The 19,351-nt window shown below is 65.3% G+C and carries 18 protein-coding genes; 15 read left to right on the forward strand and 3 right to left on the reverse strand.

Annotation, left to right across the window (positions count from 1 at the left end; genetic code table 11):
- The first annotated feature begins 22 nt into the window (after positions 1–22).
- From ACAG21_RS05310 to ACAG21_RS05345, 8 genes are read left to right on the forward strand one after another with little or no spacing between them, the layout of a single operon-like run.
- The gene (locus ACAG21_RS05310; RefSeq protein WP_370494908.1) at positions 23–886 is read left to right on the forward strand and encodes an alpha/beta fold hydrolase; all 864 of its coding nucleotides are present in this window, start codon (positions 23–25) and stop codon (positions 884–886) included.
- A complete protein-coding gene (locus tag ACAG21_RS05315) occupies positions 886–2,592 on the forward strand; it encodes a bifunctional 3-(3-hydroxy-phenyl)propionate/3-hydroxycinnamic acid hydroxylase (protein WP_370494909.1) in 1,707 nt (568 codons plus the stop codon). The genes ACAG21_RS05310 and ACAG21_RS05315 overlap by 1 nt, the downstream gene beginning before the upstream one ends.
- Entirely contained in the window at positions 2,540–3,457 is a 918-nt protein-coding gene (locus ACAG21_RS05320) for a 3-carboxyethylcatechol 2,3-dioxygenase (protein ID WP_370494910.1), read from the forward strand. The genes ACAG21_RS05315 and ACAG21_RS05320 overlap by 53 nt, the downstream gene beginning before the upstream one ends.
- Complete coding sequence (locus tag ACAG21_RS05325; RefSeq protein WP_370494911.1) at positions 3,454–5,151, forward strand: FAD-binding protein; 1,698 nt, start codon at positions 3,454–3,456, stop codon at positions 5,149–5,151. The genes ACAG21_RS05320 and ACAG21_RS05325 overlap by 4 nt, the downstream gene beginning before the upstream one ends.
- An 18-nt stretch (positions 5,152–5,169) precedes the next feature.
- Positions 5,170–6,474, forward strand: a complete 1,305-nt coding sequence (locus ACAG21_RS05330; protein WP_370494912.1) for an LLM class flavin-dependent oxidoreductase — start codon at positions 5,170–5,172, stop codon at positions 6,472–6,474.
- A gap of 20 nt (positions 6,475–6,494) precedes the next feature.
- Positions 6,495–7,334, forward strand: coding sequence for a coniferyl-alcohol dehydrogenase (locus tag ACAG21_RS05335; protein ID WP_370494913.1), 840 nt, complete (start codon positions 6,495–6,497; stop codon positions 7,332–7,334).
- Entirely contained in the window at positions 7,312–8,310 is a 999-nt protein-coding gene (locus ACAG21_RS05340) for a cyclase family protein (RefSeq protein WP_370494914.1), read from the forward strand. Before ACAG21_RS05335 ends, ACAG21_RS05340 begins: the two co-directional genes overlap by 23 nt.
- On the forward strand, positions 8,310–9,128 hold the full coding sequence (locus ACAG21_RS05345) for an alpha/beta fold hydrolase (RefSeq protein ID WP_370494915.1): 819 nt from the start codon (positions 8,310–8,312) through the stop codon (positions 9,126–9,128). Before ACAG21_RS05340 ends, ACAG21_RS05345 begins: the two co-directional genes overlap by 1 nt.
- Here the strand turns inward: ACAG21_RS05345 and ACAG21_RS05350 are convergent.
- From ACAG21_RS05350 to ACAG21_RS05360, 3 genes are all read right to left on the reverse strand, one after another.
- Entirely contained in the window at positions 9,125–10,759 is a 1,635-nt protein-coding gene (locus tag ACAG21_RS05350) for a multicopper oxidase family protein (protein ID WP_370494916.1), read from the reverse strand. The genes ACAG21_RS05345 and ACAG21_RS05350 overlap by 4 nt on opposite strands.
- Before the next feature lie 99 nt (positions 10,760–10,858).
- Positions 10,859–11,617, reverse strand: coding sequence for an SDR family oxidoreductase (locus tag ACAG21_RS05355; protein WP_370494917.1), 759 nt, complete (start codon positions 11,615–11,617; stop codon positions 10,859–10,861).
- A gap of 88 nt (positions 11,618–11,705) precedes the next feature.
- On the reverse strand, positions 11,706–12,581 hold the full coding sequence (locus ACAG21_RS05360; RefSeq protein WP_370494918.1) for a hypothetical protein: 876 nt from the start codon (positions 12,579–12,581) through the stop codon (positions 11,706–11,708).
- 133 nt (positions 12,582–12,714) lie between these two features.
- Between ACAG21_RS05360 and ACAG21_RS05365 the strand changes: the two genes are divergently transcribed.
- The 7 genes from ACAG21_RS05365 (at position 12,715) to ACAG21_RS05395 (ending at position 19,350) form a co-directional block, all read left to right on the forward strand.
- On the forward strand, positions 12,715–13,524 hold the full coding sequence (locus ACAG21_RS05365; RefSeq protein WP_370494919.1) for an SDR family NAD(P)-dependent oxidoreductase: 810 nt from the start codon (positions 12,715–12,717) through the stop codon (positions 13,522–13,524).
- Between the two features lie 109 nt (positions 13,525–13,633).
- Positions 13,634–14,299 carry a TetR/AcrR family transcriptional regulator gene (locus ACAG21_RS05370; RefSeq protein WP_370494920.1) on the forward strand — a complete coding sequence of 222 codons (666 nt, stop codon included), beginning with the start codon at positions 13,634–13,636 and terminating at the stop codon, positions 14,297–14,299.
- An 11-nt stretch (positions 14,300–14,310) separates the two neighbouring features.
- Positions 14,311–14,505, forward strand: coding sequence for a ferredoxin (locus ACAG21_RS05375; RefSeq protein ID WP_370494921.1), 195 nt, complete (start codon positions 14,311–14,313; stop codon positions 14,503–14,505).
- 1 nt (position 14,506) lies between these two features.
- Positions 14,507–15,751 carry a cytochrome P450 gene (locus tag ACAG21_RS05380; RefSeq protein ID WP_370494922.1) on the forward strand — a complete coding sequence of 415 codons (1,245 nt, stop codon included), beginning with the start codon at positions 14,507–14,509 and terminating at the stop codon, positions 15,749–15,751.
- Positions 15,752–15,816: 65 nt separating this feature from the next.
- A complete protein-coding gene (locus ACAG21_RS05385) occupies positions 15,817–16,989 on the forward strand; it encodes an amidohydrolase family protein (RefSeq protein WP_370494923.1) in 1,173 nt (390 codons plus the stop codon).
- Positions 16,989–18,233 (forward strand): M24 family metallopeptidase, encoded by a 1,245-nt coding sequence (locus ACAG21_RS05390; protein WP_370494924.1) that lies wholly within the window; start codon positions 16,989–16,991, stop codon positions 18,231–18,233. The genes ACAG21_RS05385 and ACAG21_RS05390 overlap by 1 nt, the downstream gene beginning before the upstream one ends.
- Positions 18,223–19,350, forward strand: a complete 1,128-nt coding sequence (locus ACAG21_RS05395; RefSeq protein WP_370494925.1) for a M24 family metallopeptidase — start codon at positions 18,223–18,225, stop codon at positions 19,348–19,350. Before ACAG21_RS05390 ends, ACAG21_RS05395 begins: the two co-directional genes overlap by 11 nt.
- Position 19,351 lies beyond the last annotated feature (1 nt).

Raw genomic sequence — 19,351 nt, forward strand, 5'->3', positions numbered from 1 at the left:
CAGTACTAGCCGGAGAGGAACCGTGGCGGAGTTCGAGAGCATCTGGAGCGACCTCCAGGGCGTCGCGTTTGAGCAGGGCTACCTCGACGCCGGGGGCGTCCGGACCCGCTACCTGCGTGCCGGTGATCCCGGCAAGCCGGTACTGATGCTGCTGCACGGATCCGGCGGCCATGCCGAGGCGTACGTGCGCAACCTTGCCGCCCACGCCGAGCATTTCTGGACCTGGTCGATCGACATGCTGGGGCACGGATACACAGACAAGCCGGGTCACCCGCTGGAGGTCAGCCATTACGTCGAGCACCTGATGGCCGTGCTGGGCACGATCGGTGCGGACCGCGCCTACATCAGCGGCGAATCGCTGGGCGGCTGGGTGGCCGCGCGCACGGCGGTCGATCATCCCGATGTGGTTGAGCGACTGGTCCTTAACACCGCCGGCGGTTCCCAGGCCGATCCGGTTGTGATGCAACGGATCATCACGCTGTCGATGGCGGCCGCCGAGAACCCCACCTGGGAGACGGTGCAAGCGCGCATCAAATGGCTGATGGCCGACAAGTCGAAGGATTACGACGATCTGGTTGCCAGCCGCCAACGGGTATATCGGCAATCGGGATTCGTCTCCGCGATGAGCGACATCATGGCGTTGCAGGACCCCGAGATTCGCGCACGCAACATTCTCGGCCCGGCCGAATACGGATCGATCGTCGCGCCGACGCTGGTGTTGTGGACCAGTGACGATCCCACCGCCGACGTGACCGAGGGGCGCCGCATGGCGTCGATGATCCCGGGCGCGCGCTTCGAGGTGATGCCCGGCTGTGGTCACTGGCCGCAGTACGAGGACGCCAAGACCTTCAACCAGTTGCATCTCGACTTCCTGCTGGGACGCTGATGGCGACCGACCGGCACCAGGCGCCTGGCCACGATGTCGACGTAGTCATCGTCGGCGCGGGCCCGGTCGGCTTGACGTTAGCCAATATCCTTGGCTTGCAAGGTGTCCGAACCCTGTTGGTCGACGAGCGCGACACGCTGATCGACTACCCCCGCGGGGTCGGTCTGGACGACGAGTCGTTGCGCACCTTTCAGTCGATCGGCCTGGTCGATCGGGTGCTGCCGCACACGGTGCCCAACCAGATTCTGCGTTTCTTCGACGGCAATCGCCGGGTGCTGGCCGAAATGGCACCGCCCGACTCGCGTTTCGGCTGGCCGAAGCGCAACGGGTTCGTCCAGCCGCTCGTCGACGCCGAATTGCTGGCCGGGCTGGACCGATTCGACTGCGTCGAGGTGCGCTGGAGCCGGCCGATGACGGGCTGTCAGCAAAACACCGACGGCGTCGCGGTCGAGCTCGGCGGCGAAGGCACGACGGTGCGGGCCCGCTACGTCGTGGGCTGCGACGGCGGCCGCAGCATGACCCGCCGGATGATGGGTGTGTCGTTCGACGGGACGACGTCCTCGACGCGCTGGCTGGTGGTCGACATCGCCAACGACCCGCTGGGCCACCCGAACAGCGAGGTGGGCGCCGACCCCGAACGTCCCTATGCCTCGATTTCGATCGCGCACGGAATTCGCCGCTTCGAGTTCATGATTCACGCCGACGAGACCGACGAGCAGGCCGAGGACCCGGCGTTCCTGGAGCAGATGCTGGCCCGGATGGTGCCGCGGCCCGACCGGGTGGACGTGATCCGTCGCCGCGTGTACACCCATCACTCGCGTATCGCCGGGGCGTTCCGCAGTGGCCGGCTGCTGCTGGCCGGCGACGCCGCACATCTGATGCCGGTGTGGCAGGGGCAGGGTTACAACAGCGGTATCCGGGATGCCGCCAACCTGGGCTGGAAGCTGGCCGCGGTGGTCAACGGCCGTGCCCACGACAAATTGCTCGACACCTACGACATGGAGCGCCGCAAGCACGCGCGGGCCATGATCGACCTTTCCACCATGGTGGGCCGGGTCATCTCGCCGACCAACCGGCGCGTCGCCACCGCGCGCGACCTGCTGGTGCGTTCGGCGTCAATTGTGCCCACGCTCAAGCGATACGTGCTCGAGATGCGGTTCAAGCCGATGCCACGCTACGAGCACGGGGCCGTCGTGCACAGCGCCCCCCACGGCGCGCAATCGCCGGTCGGCACGCTGTTCATTCAGCCGCGGGTCGATACCCGGACTCAGCAGGATGTCTTGCTGGACGACGTGCTGGGCCCGTGGTTCGCCGTGCTGTGCTGGAACAACAACCCGCGCAAGATCCTCGGCGACCAGGCCTTCGCGAAGTGGAAAGCGTTGGGCGCCCGTTTTGTTGCGTTGCGGCCGCAGACTCAGCTGCACTGGCCCGGACACGACGACCCGGATGTCGTCGTCGTGGGCGACCGCACCGGAGGGCTCAAGTCCTGGTTCGACGTGCACTCCGAATCGGTGGTGTTCCTGCGCCCCGATCGCTGCATCGCGGGAGCGTGCATCGCCCAGCTCTCGCCCGATCTGAGCGCATCGCTGCTCGATGCCCTCACGCTCATCCCGGGAGGGGGTGATGTCGACAGTGGCAATGGCTCTGTGCTGTATGTCCCACAGCCCGCTCCTGAATCTTCCGGGGCCGTCGCGGGATCTGCTTGACGACGTCGAAGGGGCGATTGCGCAGGCTGCCGAATTCGTCCGCGATTACGATCCCGAACTCGTCGTCATCTTTTCGCCGGATCATTACAACGGATTTTTCTACAAGGCGATGCCACCGTTCTGTATCGGCTTGAACGCCAACGGAGTCGGTGACTACGGCACGCACGCCGGTCCGCTCGACGTCCCGACCGACCTGGCGTCGCAATGCGCCGAGGCGGTGCTCGAGGCAGGTATCGATGTGGCGGTATCGGCGAGCATGGACGTGGATCACGGGACCGTCCAGCCGCTGGAGAAACTCTTCGGCGACGCCCTGTCGCGTCCGGCGATTCCGATCTTCGTCAATGCGGTCGCGGTGCCGCTGGGGCCGTTGCATCGATGCCGCGCGCTGGGCGCGGCCGTCGGCAACTATCTCGCCGCGCTGGACAAGCGGGTCTTGGTGATCGGGTCCGGTGGGCTTTCCCACAGTCCGCCGGTACCGGCGCTGGCGACGGCGCCGGAATCGGTGCTGGAGCGCATCGTGGGTGGCCGGCCGATGACGCCCGAGCAGCGGCAAGCCAGGCAGGTCGCCGTCATCGAGGCGGCCAAGGCCTTTGCCGGCGGCGAGAGTGATCTGCAACCACTGAATCCGGCCTGGGACCACCGCTTTCTGGAGATCATCGATGCCGGCCGGCTCGAAGAGTTCAATCTCTGGTCGAACGCCTTCGTGCTCTACGAGGGCGGCAGCTCCGCACACGAAGTCCGCACCTGGATAGCGGCTTTCGCCGCGCTGCAGACCGTGGGCCCCTATGAGACGGCGTTGCGCTACTACAAACCGGCCGAAGAACTGATCGCCGGGTTCGCGATCAGAACGGCGATGCCGGCATGAACGACTTCGATCACGTTGTCGACGTGTTGATCGTCGGCTCCGGCGGTGGTGGCATGGCCGCCGCGCTGACCGCGCGCGCGTCCGGCCTCGACGCGTTGGTGATCGAAAAGGCCTCGTATTTCGGCGGTTCCACCGCATTGTCGGGTGGCGGTATCTGGGTTCCCGGCGCGCCGGCGCAACGTCGGGAGGGTTACTGTCCGGACCCCGAAGGCGTGGTCGAATACCTGCTCAGGATCACCGAGGGATTGGTCAGCGAGGCGCGCATCCGCCAATACGTCGAGTCGGCGCCGAAAATGCTGGAGTTCCTCGAGGGGCTGTCCGGGTGGTTCGAATTCGTCTGGAAGCCCGACTACGCCGACTACTACCCGGAACTGCCGGGCGCCTCAGAGCTGGGCAGCACCATCAACGTCCCAGCCATCGACCTGCGGAAGCTGGGTGCCGACGAGCAACTGATGCTCAAGCCGCTGGCACTTGCTCCGCGGGGAATCTGGCTGGGCCCCAAAGACCTTCGGACCTTCTACCGGATCAGGCAGACGTGGGCCGGCAAGGGGGTGCTGTTGAAGCTCCTCTGGCGGATGTTCAAGGCGAGAGCCTTCAACGAGCGGATGGCCGCTATCGGCCAATCGCTGGTCGCCCGGTTGCGGCTGGCGATGCGGGACAGCGGTATTCCGCTCTGGCTCGACGCGCCGATGACCGAGTTGCTCACCAACGCCGACGGTTCGGTGATCGGGGCAGCGATCGAGCGTGACGGCGCCCAGCAGCGGATCGGTGTGCGCCGCGGCGTCATCCTGGCGTCCGGCGGTTTCGATCACGACCTTGCCTGGCGCAAGGAGCAGCTGCCCGTCGTGGGCGAGGATTGGAGCTTCGGTAACCCGGTCGCGATGGGCGACGGCATTCGCGCCGGCGAAAAGGTGGGCGCCGCAACCGATCTGCTCGACGAGGCGTGGTGGTTCCCGGCCATCCAATGGCCGGACGGCCGAATGCAATTCATGCTCAACGAGCGGATGATGCCGTCGCAATTCATTGTCAACGGCGAAGGTAAGCGATTCATCAACGAGGCGGCCCCGTACATGGACTTCGGCCACGCGATGATCGACGGGCAGAAGTCCGGCGTTACCCACATCCCGTGCTGGCTGATCACCGATCACCGGTCGTGGAATCGCTATGTCGTCGGCGGTCACCTGCCGCTACCGAAGATCCCCGGTGCTCCGGTGCCCACCGGCCGCAAGATCCCGCAGGCATGGCTGGATTCCGGTGTGGTCAAGGCGGCGACCAGCTGGGACGAAATGGCGACCAAAATCGGTGTCCCGGCAGCCGAATTGCGTTCCACCGCGGCGCGGTTCAACGAACTTGCGCGCAAGGGCCACGACGACGATTTCAACCGAGGGGACAGCGTTTACGACAACTACTACGGCGATCCGACCCTGCCCAACCCCAATCTGTATCCGTTGGGTGATCCGCCCTACTATGCGTTCCGCATCGTGCTCGGCGACCTCGGAACCTCGGGCGGTCTGCTGACCGACGAATACGCCCGGGTGCTGCGGCCCGACGGGACCATCGTGCCCGGCTTGTACGCGGTGGGTAACACCTCCGCGCCGGTAATGGGCCGCAGCTATGCGGGCGCCGGGGCGACCATCGGTCCCGCCATGACCTTCGGCTTTGTCGCCGCCAAACACCTTGCCAGCCAGGCCTGATCTCTTAAGGAGGTAACAATGAAAATTTCACTGTTCTACGAGTTCGCGCTACCCCGTCCGTGGGCGCCCGATGACGAGCACGTCCTGTTGCAGGACTGCCTGGACGAGGTGGAGGCCGCCGACAAGGCGGGGTTCTCCACCGTCTGGCTGACCGAGCACCACTTCCTCGAGGAGTACTGTCACTCCACCGCACCGGAGATCTTCCTGGCCGCGGCAAGCCAGCGAACCAAGGACATCCGGCTCGGGTTCGGCATCATGCACCTGCTGCCCGCGGTCAATCACCCCGCGCGGGTGGCCGAACGCGTCGCCACCATCGACCTGCTCTCCAACGGGCGTGTCGAGTTCGGCACCGGGGAAGGGTCCTCGGTCGGCGAGCTCGGCGGATTCGATGTCGACCCCGCCGACAAGCGCGCGCAGTGGGAGGAGTCCCTCGATGTCGCGATCCGATGCATGATCGAAGAGCCGTTCACGGGTTTCAAGGGTGAGCATATCCAGATGCCTCCTCGCAACGTCATCCCCAAACCGCTGCAAAAGCCGCACCCGCCCGTCTGGGTTGCCTGCACCCGGCCGGCAAGCGTGCAGATGGCTGCCCAAAAGTGCATCGGGGCACTGAGTTTCGCTTACACCGGGCCCGGGCCGCTGACCGACCGGGTCAACGGCTACTACAAGGAATTCGAGGAGAACGGCGTGCCCATCACGCCGCAGATCAACCCGAACATCCTGGCCATCGGCGGTGACCTGTCGATGATGGTCGCCAAGACTGAAGAAGAGGCGCTGCAACGGCTGGGGCAGGGCGGTGGATTCTTCTCATTCGGGATCATGCACTACTACCTGACCGGAATGCACAGCCCCGGCCGCACCGGAGTGTGGAAGCGCTACCTCGAAGAGGTCGAGAAGGACCCGACACTGGCCTATGGACCCGGCCGCGGCGCGATCGGATCCCCGGACACCGTGCGCGAATTCCTGCGCGGCTATGAAGAGAGCGGCGTCGACGAGATCATCCTGCTGCTCAACCCGCGCAGCCACGAAGGCACCATGGAATCCATCGAGCTGATGGGCAAAGAGGTACTGCCCGAGTTCATCGAACGTGACCAGAAGGCGGTGGCGCAGAAGGCCAAGCGGCTGGCGCCGGTTATCGAAAAGGTCGAGGCGCGGCGGCCGAAGTCGACCGCCCCGTTGTTCGACGAAACTTACGCGTTCGGCGGCCTGCCCACCGGACGCGACAAGTTCACCGCCAGCGAGATCCCCGAGGCCATGGCGGAGATCAACGAGGGCCGGGTGCAGGCGGCGCAGCGCGCGAAGGAAGAGCAGAAAAAGAAGTAGCGCCGGAAGATAATCGAGCCGTGGGCGAGATCGACGGGTTGTGGCGCTACGACGGCCGCCGTGCGGTGGTGACCGGATGTGCGTCGGGCATTGGCGAGCATGTGGTGCGCCAGCTCACCGAACTCGGGGCCGAAGTCGTCGGGCTGGATAAGCGGCGACCGTCGTTCGAGCTCAACGAGTTTCATGAGGTCGACCTCGCCGACCCGGAATCGATCGATGGTGCGGTAGCGTCCATCGGTGGGCGGGTCGACACGCTGTTCAACGTCGCCGGTGTCTCCTCCGGGATCGGCAACCCGGCACTGGTCGCCACGATCAACTTCCTGGGCACCCGCCAGATCACCGAGGCGCTGGTTTCGAGGATGGCCGCGGGATCGTCGATCGTCAGCGTGTCCTCGCTCGCGGCCGCCGCCTACCGGGAGCACGCGGCGGCGGTGGCGCCATTGTTGAATACCGCGACGATGCAAGAGGGCATCGACTGGTGCGAGGCGAATCCCGACGTGGTGGGCAACGGTTACCAACTGTCCAAGGAAGCGATCATCTTCTACACGATGCGCAGTGCTACGCCCTTGGGCGCCAGAGGTATCCGCATCAACTGCTCCGGCCCCGGGGTCACCGAGACGCCGATACTCGATCAGCTGCGAACGGCGTACGGGCAGGCATTCCTCGACGACATTCCCAAGCCGCTGGGGCGCGTTTGCGAGCCCGCCGAGCAGGCGGCAGTGCTGCTCTTCTTGAATAGTGGTGCGGCCAGCTACATCACGGGACAGATCATCTGGGTCGACGGTGGAAACGTGGGCGCGGCGATCGCTCGTGAACTCGAGAAAGGAGCCCCGCCAGATGAGCCGAGCGGACTTGACTGATTTTCGTCGGGTGGCAAGGGACGTCTCCAATTGGGGACGCTGGGGCGACGCCGACGAGCTCGGCACTCTGAACTTCATCACCGCGGACAAGGTCGCGCAGGCCGCCGGTCTGGTCAACCATGGCAAGGTATTTCCGCTCGGAGTCGACTTCGGCGCCTCGGGTCCGCAGGGCGCCTTCGCGTTTCGGCACAACCCGGTGCACATCATGACCGTCGACGGCGGCGATGTGAACACGCTGGCCAAGTACGGGCCGAGCTGGCCGCGTAACCCGGTGGCTCAGCAGCTCAGCGGCTACATGACGCCCGACAATCCGTTCCGCTTCAACGACGACATCATCATCATGCCGCTGCAGGCGGCAAGCCAGTGGGATGCGTTGTCCCACGTCTACTACGACGATCAGCTCTACAACGGCTTCGCGGCGGATTCGGTCACCAGCATGGGCGCCTACCACTGCGGCATCGACAAGGTTGACGTCAAGGGCATCACGTCCCGCGGTGTGCTGCTGGACTTGGTCCGCCATCGCAAAGCGGAGGTATTCCTCGAGGCCGGAAACCCGATCTCGCCGGAAGAACTCGACGACGTGGTTCGCGCCCAGGGTGTGACCGTCGGGCGGGGCGACATCGTGCTGATCCGGACCGGCTGGTGGACAAGGTTTCTGATGACCGGGAACAAGACCGAAGGCTATTCCGGCTTGGACTGGCGATGTGCCCGGTGGCTGCATGATCACGAGATCGCGGCCGTGGCCGCGGATAACCTTCAGGTCGAAGACCTGGTTTCCGGGATCGACGGCATTACCTTCCCGCTGCATCTACTCTGCCTGCGCGACATGGGCATGATCTTCGGCGAATACTGGGATCTCACCGCGCTGGCGCAGGATTGCGCCGCCGACGGCGTGTACGAGTTCCAGCTCGTCGCACCGCCGCTGCGGGTGGTCGGTGCGGTCGGCTCTCCCGTCAACCCGATTGCGATCAAGTGATGGACTTCGCACGCAAGACCATGCTGGTCGACGGCCTTGTCACCGGTTACCTGGAGGCCGGCAAGGGCGATCCGGTGGTGCTGCTCCACGGCGGTGAGTTCGGCGCCAGCGCCGAACTGGGTTGGGAGCGCAACGTTTCCGCGCTGGCCGCACACTACCGGGTGCTGGCACCGGACATGCTGGGGTATGGAAGCTCGGCGAAGGTGATCGACTTCGTGGACGGCCGGGGGATGCGGATACGGCATGTGGCTCGCTTCTGCGAGCTCCTCGGTATCGACTCGGCACATTTCGTGGGCAACTCGATGGGCGCGATCAACCTGCTCAACGACACCACGTCCGAAGCGCCGCGGTTACCGGTCCGTAGCTTGACGATCATCTGCGGTGGCGGAGAGATCCAGCAGAACAAGCACTTTGAGGCGCTGCAGGAGTACGACGCGAGCCTGGATGCGATGCGCCGCATCGTCGAGGCCCTGTTTCACGATCCCGGCTATCCGGCCGACGAGGAATACGTGGCCCGCCGCTACGAATCGAGCACCGCGCCGGGGGCGTGGGAAGCGGTGGCGGCGGCCCGATTCCGCCGCCCCGGTTCGTCGCGGCCCCCGACGCCGTCGACCGCCCGTGCCTACGAGCGCATCGACGTGCCGACGCTGGTGGTCGAAGGGGGAGAGGACAAGCTCTTGCCGCGAGGGTGGGCCGCCGAGATCGCCGGGCAGATCGACGGCGCCCGCTCGACGGTGGTCGACAGCGCCGGCCACTGCCCGCAGATCGAGCAGCCGGCAACGGTCAACGAACTGCTGCTGGAATTCCTGGCCTCTTAGAAGACGTATTCCAGCCGGGTCATCATCCCGGCGACCTGGTGATAGGTGTTGTGGCAGTGCATCTGCCACACGCCGGGATTGTCGGCCACCAGAACGGCCAGGATCTTCTGCTTGGGTAACACCATCACGGTGTCCTTGCGGGCGCCCAGCGATCCGTCGGGATTTATCAGCTGGAATGTATGTCCGTGCAAGTGAATTGGGTGATACATCATCGTCGGGTTGTCGAAGATGATGGTCGGCCGCTGACCCTGCTGAACGTGCAGCGGATTGGTTTTGCTGTAGGGCTCACCATTGATCGTCCAGTCGTACTGGATCATGTTGCCGCCCAGAACGACCGGAAGGTTGAGTCCTGGTTCGGGCCGGCTCAACATGACCGGCGTCGCGGCGGTGAACATCTCGATGGTTCCCACGCGTCGGTTCAGTTCGGCCGGTTGGAACTGCGGATCGGGTGGGCTGCCCTTTCCGGTGGACAGCAGGGCCCGCGCCAGCGCCCCCTTGCCTTCGGCCATTGCGACCAGTGGGAAGACTCCGTCGGCGGCGGTCACGATGACGTCGTACCGTTCGGCCATCCCGATCAGCAGGGCGTCAACCTGTCTGGGCACCACGGCGTAGCCATCGGTGTGGGTGACTGTCATGGGGTGGCCGGCGAGTGCGACGCGGAAGGTGGTGTCGGAGCCGGTGTTGATGAAGCGGATCCGGATCCGTTGCCCCGGCTTGGCATTGAAGGTGGTGGGAGCCGTGGGAATTCGCCCGTTGATCAGATAGTACGGGTAGGCGATGTCTCCCGCGTCGCCGCCAAGCAGGTCGCTGTTTCCAACCCGGGCATTCGGTATTGCCGACGCTGACGTGGACGGGGTCGTGGGGGTGGTCGACGTCGTCGGGCTGGTCGAAGTGGTCTCGCTGGTCGAGGTGGTAGGAGTCGTCGACGTGGTCGGGGCTGTCGAGGGTGCGGCGGGCATGTTGGACATGCTGGGCTTGTTCGGGTTCGTGAGTTCCTCGTAGAGCTGCTGCGGACTCTTTCCCACGCCGTCGGTCCAATCGTCAAGGACGACAACCCATTCGGCGTCGTAGTTGCCCTCGGTGGGGTCATCGATGATGACCGGCAGGTACAGCCCGGTGTCCTCGTCGAGGCCGGTGTGCGGATGTGCCCAGTATGTGCCCGAGTTCGGTACGGAGAACTGATACGTGAATTCCTGGCCGGCTTCGATGTTCGGGGTGGCGGGTTCCGCGCCATCCATGTTGTTGCGCAACGCGATACCGTGCCAATGCACCGAGGTCATGTGGTCGAGTTTGTTCGAGACCTTGACCACGAGTTCGTCGCCGACGCTGGCCCGGATCAGCGGGCCGGGGATCGTGTCGCCGAAGGCCAGCGTTCGCACGACCGGTCCGCCCAAATCGATCTGGGTCAGCTGCTGCGTCAAGCTGACGTCCACCGTGCGCCCGCTGTGCGGCCGTGCCGACTCGGCAGCAGCGATCGCGGCGGCCATCTTGTCGGCACTGCTCAGATCGTGGGACTTGGAATGGCCGCACCCCGCCAGCGTCAATCCACCCGCGATGCCGGCCGCCATGAAGCCGCGCCGGGTCAGCTGCGCCCCGTCGAAGGTAACCCCACTGGTGGGTAGCAGCGGCATTGATCGCTCCTTGTCGTCGGTCGGTACGGGCCCGGCGAGATATACCGTGCTAGGGAGTTAGCCAGAACGCAACCATTGCCGACGATTTTTCGGCCGCTATCAGCCGGCTTGCTGCCGGGAAGCCGCCCAGTCGCTGAAGTTGGTTGGGTAGATCGTGACTTGCTCTCCGTCGATGGGAACGATGCCGCGGTCGTCGAGCAGCGCACCGTAGTAGCGGGCCTGCGGGTCGGTGACCACCTCGCGCGCGTCGCCGGTTGCGGCGAACCACGTCCGGATGAAGTCGTCCATACCTTGCTTGTCGGGGCCGGCAATGTTGATCAGCCCGGCCGGATCGTCGATCGCCGCGCGGGTGACGGCCGTGGCGACGTCTGCGGAAGCGATGGGCTGGAACGCTCCATGCGGCGCGCGAATTGTGTCGCCGTCGGCCATCGAATCCGCAATGCCGCCAACGAATTCGAAGAACTGCGTCGCCCGCACGATCGTGTTCGGGAATCCCGAGTCCTCGATCACCTTCTCCTGTGCGACCTTGGCCCGCATGTAGCCGCTGTCGGGCAATCGGTCGGCGCCCACGATCGAGAGTGCGACGTGGTGCTGTACGCCGGCGGCCCGCTCCGCTTCGAGGAGGTTGCGGGTCGAGGTGGTGAAAAACTCGAGCACGTCGTCGTCGGCCCAAGACGGGGAATTGGACACGTCTACCACCGTGTGCACCCCGGCGACGGCCTCGGTGAGGCCTTCGCCGGTGATGGCGTTGACACCCGATCGCGGCGAGGCGGGAACGGCTTCGTGGCCCCGGTCGGTGAGCATGGTGACAACCTGGGATCCGATCAGCCCGCTGCCACCGATAACCAAAACCTTCATGAGTACGCCCTCCCAGTTTTCCGATGAACTGCCACTGCCGTACCCAGCATGGCTGGTGCGCTGCCCGCCCGGAAGCCCTACGAGGCCGCTAACGCACGCGTGGACGGAAACCGTCGTCGGTGCTCGCGACCGAATAGCAGGCGGCGGTCGAGATGATCGTCGGCACGATCAGCGCGAGCACGAAGACGAAGAGGACGAACGCGCGGTTGGGGGTGGTCAGCCAGCCGATCGGGAGGCGCGCCAGGCTGACGGCGAGCCATGAGCCGGCGACCGCGAGGAACAGCGTTCCCACCGTGGCGACCTTGATCGAGCGCAGTGCCAACTGAGTCGGCTCGGCGGTGTTGGCCAGCGAGCGGTTGAGGGCCTTGGTGCGGAAGTAGACCACCACGAAATCGAGCAGGATCGCCAGCGCGCAGAACGTCACGATCGACCCCGTCAGCCACAGCGCGGGCGGGTGGCCGAGCACGAAATGCAGGTAGTCGATGCTCGTCTCGCTCATGATCAACGTCGTCGCCATCGCGGCGCCGAAGGTCAGCCAGCCGCCGAGGTCGGCGAGGAAACAGTAGGCGCGGATGTCCGCGGGATCGTCGGCGGGCACCTTGTTCACCGCGTGGCTGGCCAGCATCCAGCCCAGGCCGGCAAACAGTCCGGTGGTGCCCGCCGCGAGCATCCCGGTCGCCAGATCGCCCTGGGTCCAGGCGATCGCGCAGATGCCCTGCCGGTCGCCGTTGTCGGGCGGGTGAGTGCCGCTGATGAGGCTGAACAGGAAGCTGTCCAGCATCAGGATCAGCACCGCCGACGCGAACAGTGCCAGGGTGTGCACGCCTTCGCGGCTGTTGCGGTCGAACAGCAAAGCTATTGCGGTGATGAGGAATCCGCCGAGCACACCGGCGAGCTGTGACGTCGACGCCGCCGACGCGATCATGCTCCATTGGTCGGAGGTGCAGAAAGTATCGGGATTCATCGACGCCGCTACCCGTTAGCCGGGGTCCGCTCGCTCATGCAGCAAACATTAATCCAGCGGAGGCGGGCCAGTTCGGGGAAACACTTAAATCAACTGCTTGACTTAATAGTCGCGTGCCCGATTAACTCGTCAGGTGGTCAACGAACTGGATGGCAAGGTCGCCATCGTCACCGGTGCCGCCTCCGGTATCGGTCGCGGCATTGCGGAACGCTTTGTGGCCGAAGGGGCGCGCGTCGTCCTCGCTGACGTCGATACCGACCGGGGCGAGGAGTTGACCGCCGCGCTGGGCGCCGATGCTGCGTTCTCACAGACCGACGTCTCGGACCCCGAACAGGTCGGGGCGCTGGTCGCCTTCGCCGTCGAAAAATTCGGCGGACTGGATGTGATGGTGAACAACGCCGCGGTTTCTAGCCCGCTGCGCCGACTGCTCGACGACGACCTGGCCGACTTCCACCGGATCATGGGCGTCAACGTACTCGGCGTGATGGCAGGCACCCGCGATGCCGCCCGGCACATGGCCAAAAATGGTGGCGGGTCGATCATCAACCTCACCTCGATCGGCGGGATCCAGGCCGGCGGCGGGGTGATGATCTATCGGGCGTCGAAAGCGGCAGTCATTCAGTTCACCAAATCCGCGGCAATTGAGCTGGCGCGCTACGAGATTCGCGTCAACGCGATCGCACCCGGCAGCATTCCCACACCGATCCTGGGGAAGTCGGCGGCCGGGATGGACCCGGAGCAGCTGGCCCAGTTCGAGGCGAAGATCCGCCAAGGCATGCGCGACGACCGTCCGCTGAAACGGGAGGGCACGCCCGACGACGTCGCGCAGGCGGCGCTGTATTTCGCGGGCGACCGCTCGCTCTATGTCACCGGAACGGTGCTTCCGGTGGACGGAGGAACCTCGGCCGGCAAGGTGATCCCTTCGAAGAGGCGCGAGGGATGAGGGCTCGCCTGGAGCGCGACGGTGCCGTCGCGCCGAAGGGCTCCGTGCAGACCCAAATCATTTAAATCAAGCGCTTGACTTAAACAGGTCCACGAGGTTGACTAGGCCAATGACCACGGCAGGCAGGGCCGTTCGCACCGAACGGGCCAGCTCCACTCAAGAAGCGATCCTGGTGGCCGCCGAACGTCTCTATGCCGAGCACGGCATGTTCGCGGTATCGAACCGACAGGTCAGCGAGGCGGCGGGGCAGGGCAACAACGCCGCGGTCGGATACCACTTCGGTACCAAGGCCGACCTGGTGCGTGCCATCGAGGAGAAGCACCGCGGACCCGTCGAGGAGCTGCGCGAGCAGATGGTGGCCGACCTGCGGGCGTCGGGCGAAGCGGGCGAGTTACGCGCTTGGGTGGCGTGCCTGGTGCGCCCACTCACCGACCACCTCGAGGACCTCGGCAACCCGACCTGGTACGCGCGGTTCGCGGCGCAGGCGATGACCGATCCGGCCTACTACAACATCGTGGTCAAGGGTGCGCTCAGCTCTGCGTCGCTCGTCGAGGTCGTCGACGGTGTCAACCGCTGCTTGCCCAACCTGCCGGCCGATGTGCATTTCGAACGCAACATCATGGCCCGAAACCTCTTGATGCACACCTGCGCCGATCGCGAACGTGCGCTCGCCGCAGGCGCTGCGATGGCCCAGCCCTCCTGGCGCGCAGCCGCATTCGGCCTCATCGACGCGATCGTGGGGCTGTGGCTGGCGCCGGTCACTCCGTACGAATGAAGAGCAAGCCGATGAAAGTTACTGTCGATCAGAACATTTGCGCATCCTCGGGCAACTGCGTGATGAATGCACCCGAGGTGTTCGACCAGCGCGACGAAGACGGTGTGGTCGTCCTGCTCAACGAGTACCCGTCCGCCGAGCAGACCGAAGGGGCCCGCCAGGCAGCCTCGGCATGCCCGGCCCACGCAATCTACATCGAGGAATGACATGTCAGACGCACTGACGAGTAGCACGACCGAGGTCGCTTCCGAGATTCCCGACTACCCGATGGCTCGCGACGAGCGCTGCCCGTTCGCCCCACCCCCGGACGTCATGGCCCTGGCCCACGAGCGGCCGCTGACGCGGGTCCGTATCTGGGACGGCAGCACCCCGTGGCTCATCACCGGCTACGAGCAGGTGCGCGAGCTGTTCTCCGATTCCAGGGTCAGCGTCGACGACCGACTGCCCGGATTCCCGCACTGGAACGAAGGCATGCTGTCGACCGTGCACAAGCGGCCCCGGTCGGTGTTCACCGCCGACGGGGACGAGCACACCCGCTATCGGCGGATGCTGTCGAAACCGTTCACCTTCCGGCGCGTGGAAGGCCTGCGGCCCACGATCCAGCAGATCACCGATGACCACATCGACACGATGCTGGCTGGTCCGCAGCCCGCGGATGTCGTTGCCGCCATTGCCCTTCCAGTCCCATCCCTGGTAATCAGCCAGATGCTCGGCGTGCCCTACGAAGACGCCGAGATGTTCCAGGAGCACGCCTCGATGGGGTTGGCGCGTTATGCGACCGGTGCCGACACCGCCAGGGGTGCGATGAGCCTGCACAAGTACCTGGCCCAGCTGGTCGAAACCAAGATGGAGAACCCCGCGCAGGACGCGATCTCCGATCTGGCCGAACGCGTCAAGGCCGGCGAGCTCAGCGTCAAAGAAGCCGCGCAGCTCGGTACCGGATTGCTGATCGCCGGACACGAGACGACCGCGAACATGATCGGCCTCGGAGTGCTTGCGCTGCTTGAGAATCCAGATCAACTTGCCGTGGTCCGCGATGCCGAAGACCCGAAGGTTCTGGCGAGCGCGGTGGAGGAGCTGCTGCGTTACCTGAGCATCATCCAGAATGGGCAGCGTCGCGTGGCCGTCGACGACATCCACATTGCCGGCGAGACAATCCGCGCCGGCGAAGGCATCATCATCGACCTGGCCCCCGCGAACTGGGATCCCGACGTTTTCCCCGAGCCCGATCGCCTCTACGTGCACCGTGCCGGGGCCGACCGCAACGTCGCCTTCGGTTACGGCCGCCATCAGTGCGTGGGTCAGCAGCTCGCGCGGGCGGAACTGCAGATCGTGTTCCAGACGCTCTTGCGTCGTGTCCCGACCATGAAACTGGCCGTGCCGTTCGAGGAGATCCCGTTCAAGCACGACCGGCTCGCCTACGGCGTCTACGAACTCCCGGTTACCTGGTAAACGAAATCCATTGAGCACCAGCCCGAGATGATCACTTCCAAGCAGATCCGAATGGAGGGTCAATAATGTCAACGTCGACAACCACCGCCTCGCTCTACCCGCCCGGAGGCTACGGCGCTCCCAAGGATCGGCGTGGCCACGCCGTGGGCAGCGATGTCGGGCTTCCGGAGGGGACCGTCGTCTTCTCGGCCGACAACCACATTTCGCTGGCCGACGACATCTTCTTCGACCGCTTCCCGGATGACCTGAAGGACAAGGCGCCGCGGATCTGGTACGAGGACGGCGCCTATCAAGTCGGGCGCAAAGGACAGTCGTTCCTGCCGGGCGACTTCAGCGCCGTGCTGATGCAGTACGACGACCTGCCCGGCGCCGCGAGCACCAACATCGAGGCACGGATCCAGGAGCTGCGCGAGGACGGCGTCGACAAGGAGCTCGCGTTCCCCAACGCAATCCTGGCGCTCTTCCACTACCCGGACAAGAAACTTCGTGAACTGGCCTTCCGCATATACAACGAGTACATCGCCGAGTTGCAGGAGCGTTCCAACGGCCACTTCTACGGTGCGGGCCTGATCAACTGGTGGGAGCCGGAAGGAGCCCGGCGAACGCTGGCCGAATTGAAGTCGTTGGGACTCAAGACTTTCCTGCTGCCGTTGAACCCGGGCAAGGACGACGACGGCAACGTGATCGACTACGGCAGCACCGCGATGAAGCCGGTCTGGGACGAGATCGAAGCCGCCGGCCTCCCGGTGACGCATCACATCGGCGAGACCCCGCCGAAAACCCCATGCGAGTTCAACAGCGTGGTGGTCGGCATGATGATCAACGTCGACGGCTTCCGCGAGCAGTTCGCCAAGTACCTCTTCACCGGAATTCTCGACGATCATCCCGGGCTGCGGATCGGCTGGTTCGAAGGTGGGATCGCTTGGGTGCCTTGGGCGTTGCAAGATGCCGAACACCTGGTGGCGTCCTACCAGCACATGTTCAACCGCCAGCTCGAGCACGACGTGCGCTACTACTGGGACACCCACATGACCGCATCGTTCATGGTCGACCCGCTGGGCTTGCGGCTGATCGACGAGATCGGCGTGGACCGGGTGATGTGGTCCAGCGACTACCCGCACAACGAAAGCACGTACGGCTATTCCGAGAAGTCGCTGAAGTCTGTCGTCGGGGCCGTCGGTCCGGCGAATGCGAAGAAGATCGTCAGCGACAACATCACGAAGTTCTTGGGCCTGTAGTGACGACCTTCGCGCAACTGGGCACCAGCACCGGTAACGGACTGGTGATTCCCGAAACACCCGACCTTGCCCGCCTGCGTCGCGAGACCGGGGCCCGGCTGCGCTCGGCGATGGCCGAACGTGGCGTGGACGCGATGATCCTGCTGGGCAACAATGCCGTGGTCTACGCTACCGGTGCCAGCTGGCCACTTGGCGACGCCGGGCTGTCCTATGTCGAGCGACCGGTGGCCGTGGTGGTCGGCGGCGACGAATGGCCGCACCTGTTCCTGCCGTTCCGTGAGGGAGCGTCGCACGAATCCGACCTGCCCGCCGATCACCTGCACGGGCCGGTCTACCTCGAATTCGAGGAGGGCGTCGCCGATTTCGCGCGGACGGTTGCAGACCTGATTCCGCCCGGTGCGGTGATCGCGGTCGACGAGTGCACGGGAGCGATGTCTCGCGCCGCAAACCTGTTGTTCCCCAGCGGCGCTCCCGTAGACGCAGCGGCGATCGTCAGTGCGGCCAAGTCGGTCAAGACCCCGGACGAATTGTCGTGCATGCGCACCGCGATACGTATCACCGACGAAGCCATGGTGGAAGTCCAGAAACGGCTGGCCCCTGGGATCCGTCAGATCGATTTGTCGGCAAGCTTTTTGCGCCGCGCCTTCGAGTTGGGGGCCACGGCCAGCATGCTGGAGCCGATCTGGCAGGTGATGCCGCCGAGCAAGGCCGAAGGCGTGTGGACCACACACGGCGACCTGGCACTGCCGTTGCTGAGCACCGAGCGCGAGCTGGTCGAAGGCGACGTGTTGTGGACCGACGTCAGCATCACCTACCAGGGTTACTGCTCCGATTTCGGGCGCACCTGGCTCGTCGGTCGCGACCCGTCACCGCGCCAGCAGGCGCAGTTCGACAAATGGTTCGAAATCATGAGCGCGGTGCTGGGTGTCGCCAAGGCCGGCGCCACCGCCGCCGATCTGGGACGGGCCGCGATCAAGGCCAATGGTGGCACCAAGCCGTGGTTGCCGCACTTCTATCTGGGCCACGGCATCGGCGTCAACGCCGCCGAAATGCCAATGATCGGAACGGATCTCGGCCAGGAGTTCGACGAGAATTTCGTGCTCAAGTCCGGGATGGTGCTGGTCCTGGAACCCGTGGTGTGGGAAGACGGCACCGGCGGCTACCGCAGCGAGGAGGTCCTGGTGATTACCGAGGAAGGCTGGATTCGATTGACCAACTACCCCTATGACCCTTATGGCAACTGAAGTCCTGCCCGACGCGCGCACCCTGCGTTCGGGCCGTCGCCAGCGGGCGCTGCAGCAAATGGCGGCCCATGATCTCGATGTCCTGGTTCTTGGGCGGCAGGCCAACGTTCGCTACGTAACGGGCGCGCCACAACTCTGGGTCGCGGGCACGCGACCGTTCGGCCCAAGCTGCGTGCTGGTGCGCGAGACCGGTGCGGTGCACCTACTGAGCACGTGGGACGAGGGCATCCCCGAGGACATCCCGCACGAGAATCTCTACGGCATCTCGTGGAATCCGATGAACACGATGTCTGCGCTGCAGCGCATACCGGGTGCGGCAACCGCTCGGCGGGTCGGAACCGACGCGCTCTCACCGGTTTTCGCACAACTGTTGCCAACGGCATTCCCTCATGCGCAACTGGTGGACGGCGAGCTGGCGATGCGGGCCGCGCGCCGAATCAAGACGGCCGAGGAGATTGCCGCGCTGCGGCACTCCGTCGCGGTCGTCGAGTCGGCTCTTGCGGCCGCGGTATCGGAGTTGCGGCCGGGGGTCAGCGAACAAGCACTGGCCGGAGTCCTGCTGGAGGCCTCGGCGGCCGGTGGAGTGAGCACGCCGTCGAATCAAGATGTCGCATGGGTGACTTCGCGTGCGCACCCGTGGCGGCGGGCCGAGGGTGACGGCCGTATCCAGGACGGTGATCTGGTGGCATTCTCCGCCGGAGTGCTGGCCGGCGGTTATGTCGGCGAGGTCGGGCGGACCTGGCCGGCTGATCGCAAGCATGCACCCAACGGCGCCGCCGCGTTGTACGCGCGTTGGGAAGGCCTGTGGGGCAGGCTGATTGCCGCCTGCCGGCCCGGTGCCTTAGCGAGCGAATTGCTGGCCGCCTACCGTGCCGCCGGGGAGCCCGAGCCGCCGATGCCGGTGGCACGCGGTCTGGGCATGGGGTTCGACCCGCCCGTCGTCTCCAAGCACCTGCCCTCGACGGCAGCCGAGGAACGTTTGGAGCCGGGGATGGTGCTCGCCGTGACCGGCTACGTGTGGGAAGGTGGAGTCGGTGCGGTATTCGGGCGGGAAGCGGTCCTGATCACCGCCGACGGTCCCGAAGTGCTTACCGCGAGCCCGTCCTGGCAACCGTAGC

The sequence above is a fragment of the Mycobacterium sp. pR1184 genome, from assembly GCF_041287235.1.
GTDB lineage: Bacteria > Actinomycetota > Actinomycetes > Mycobacteriales > Mycobacteriaceae > Mycobacterium.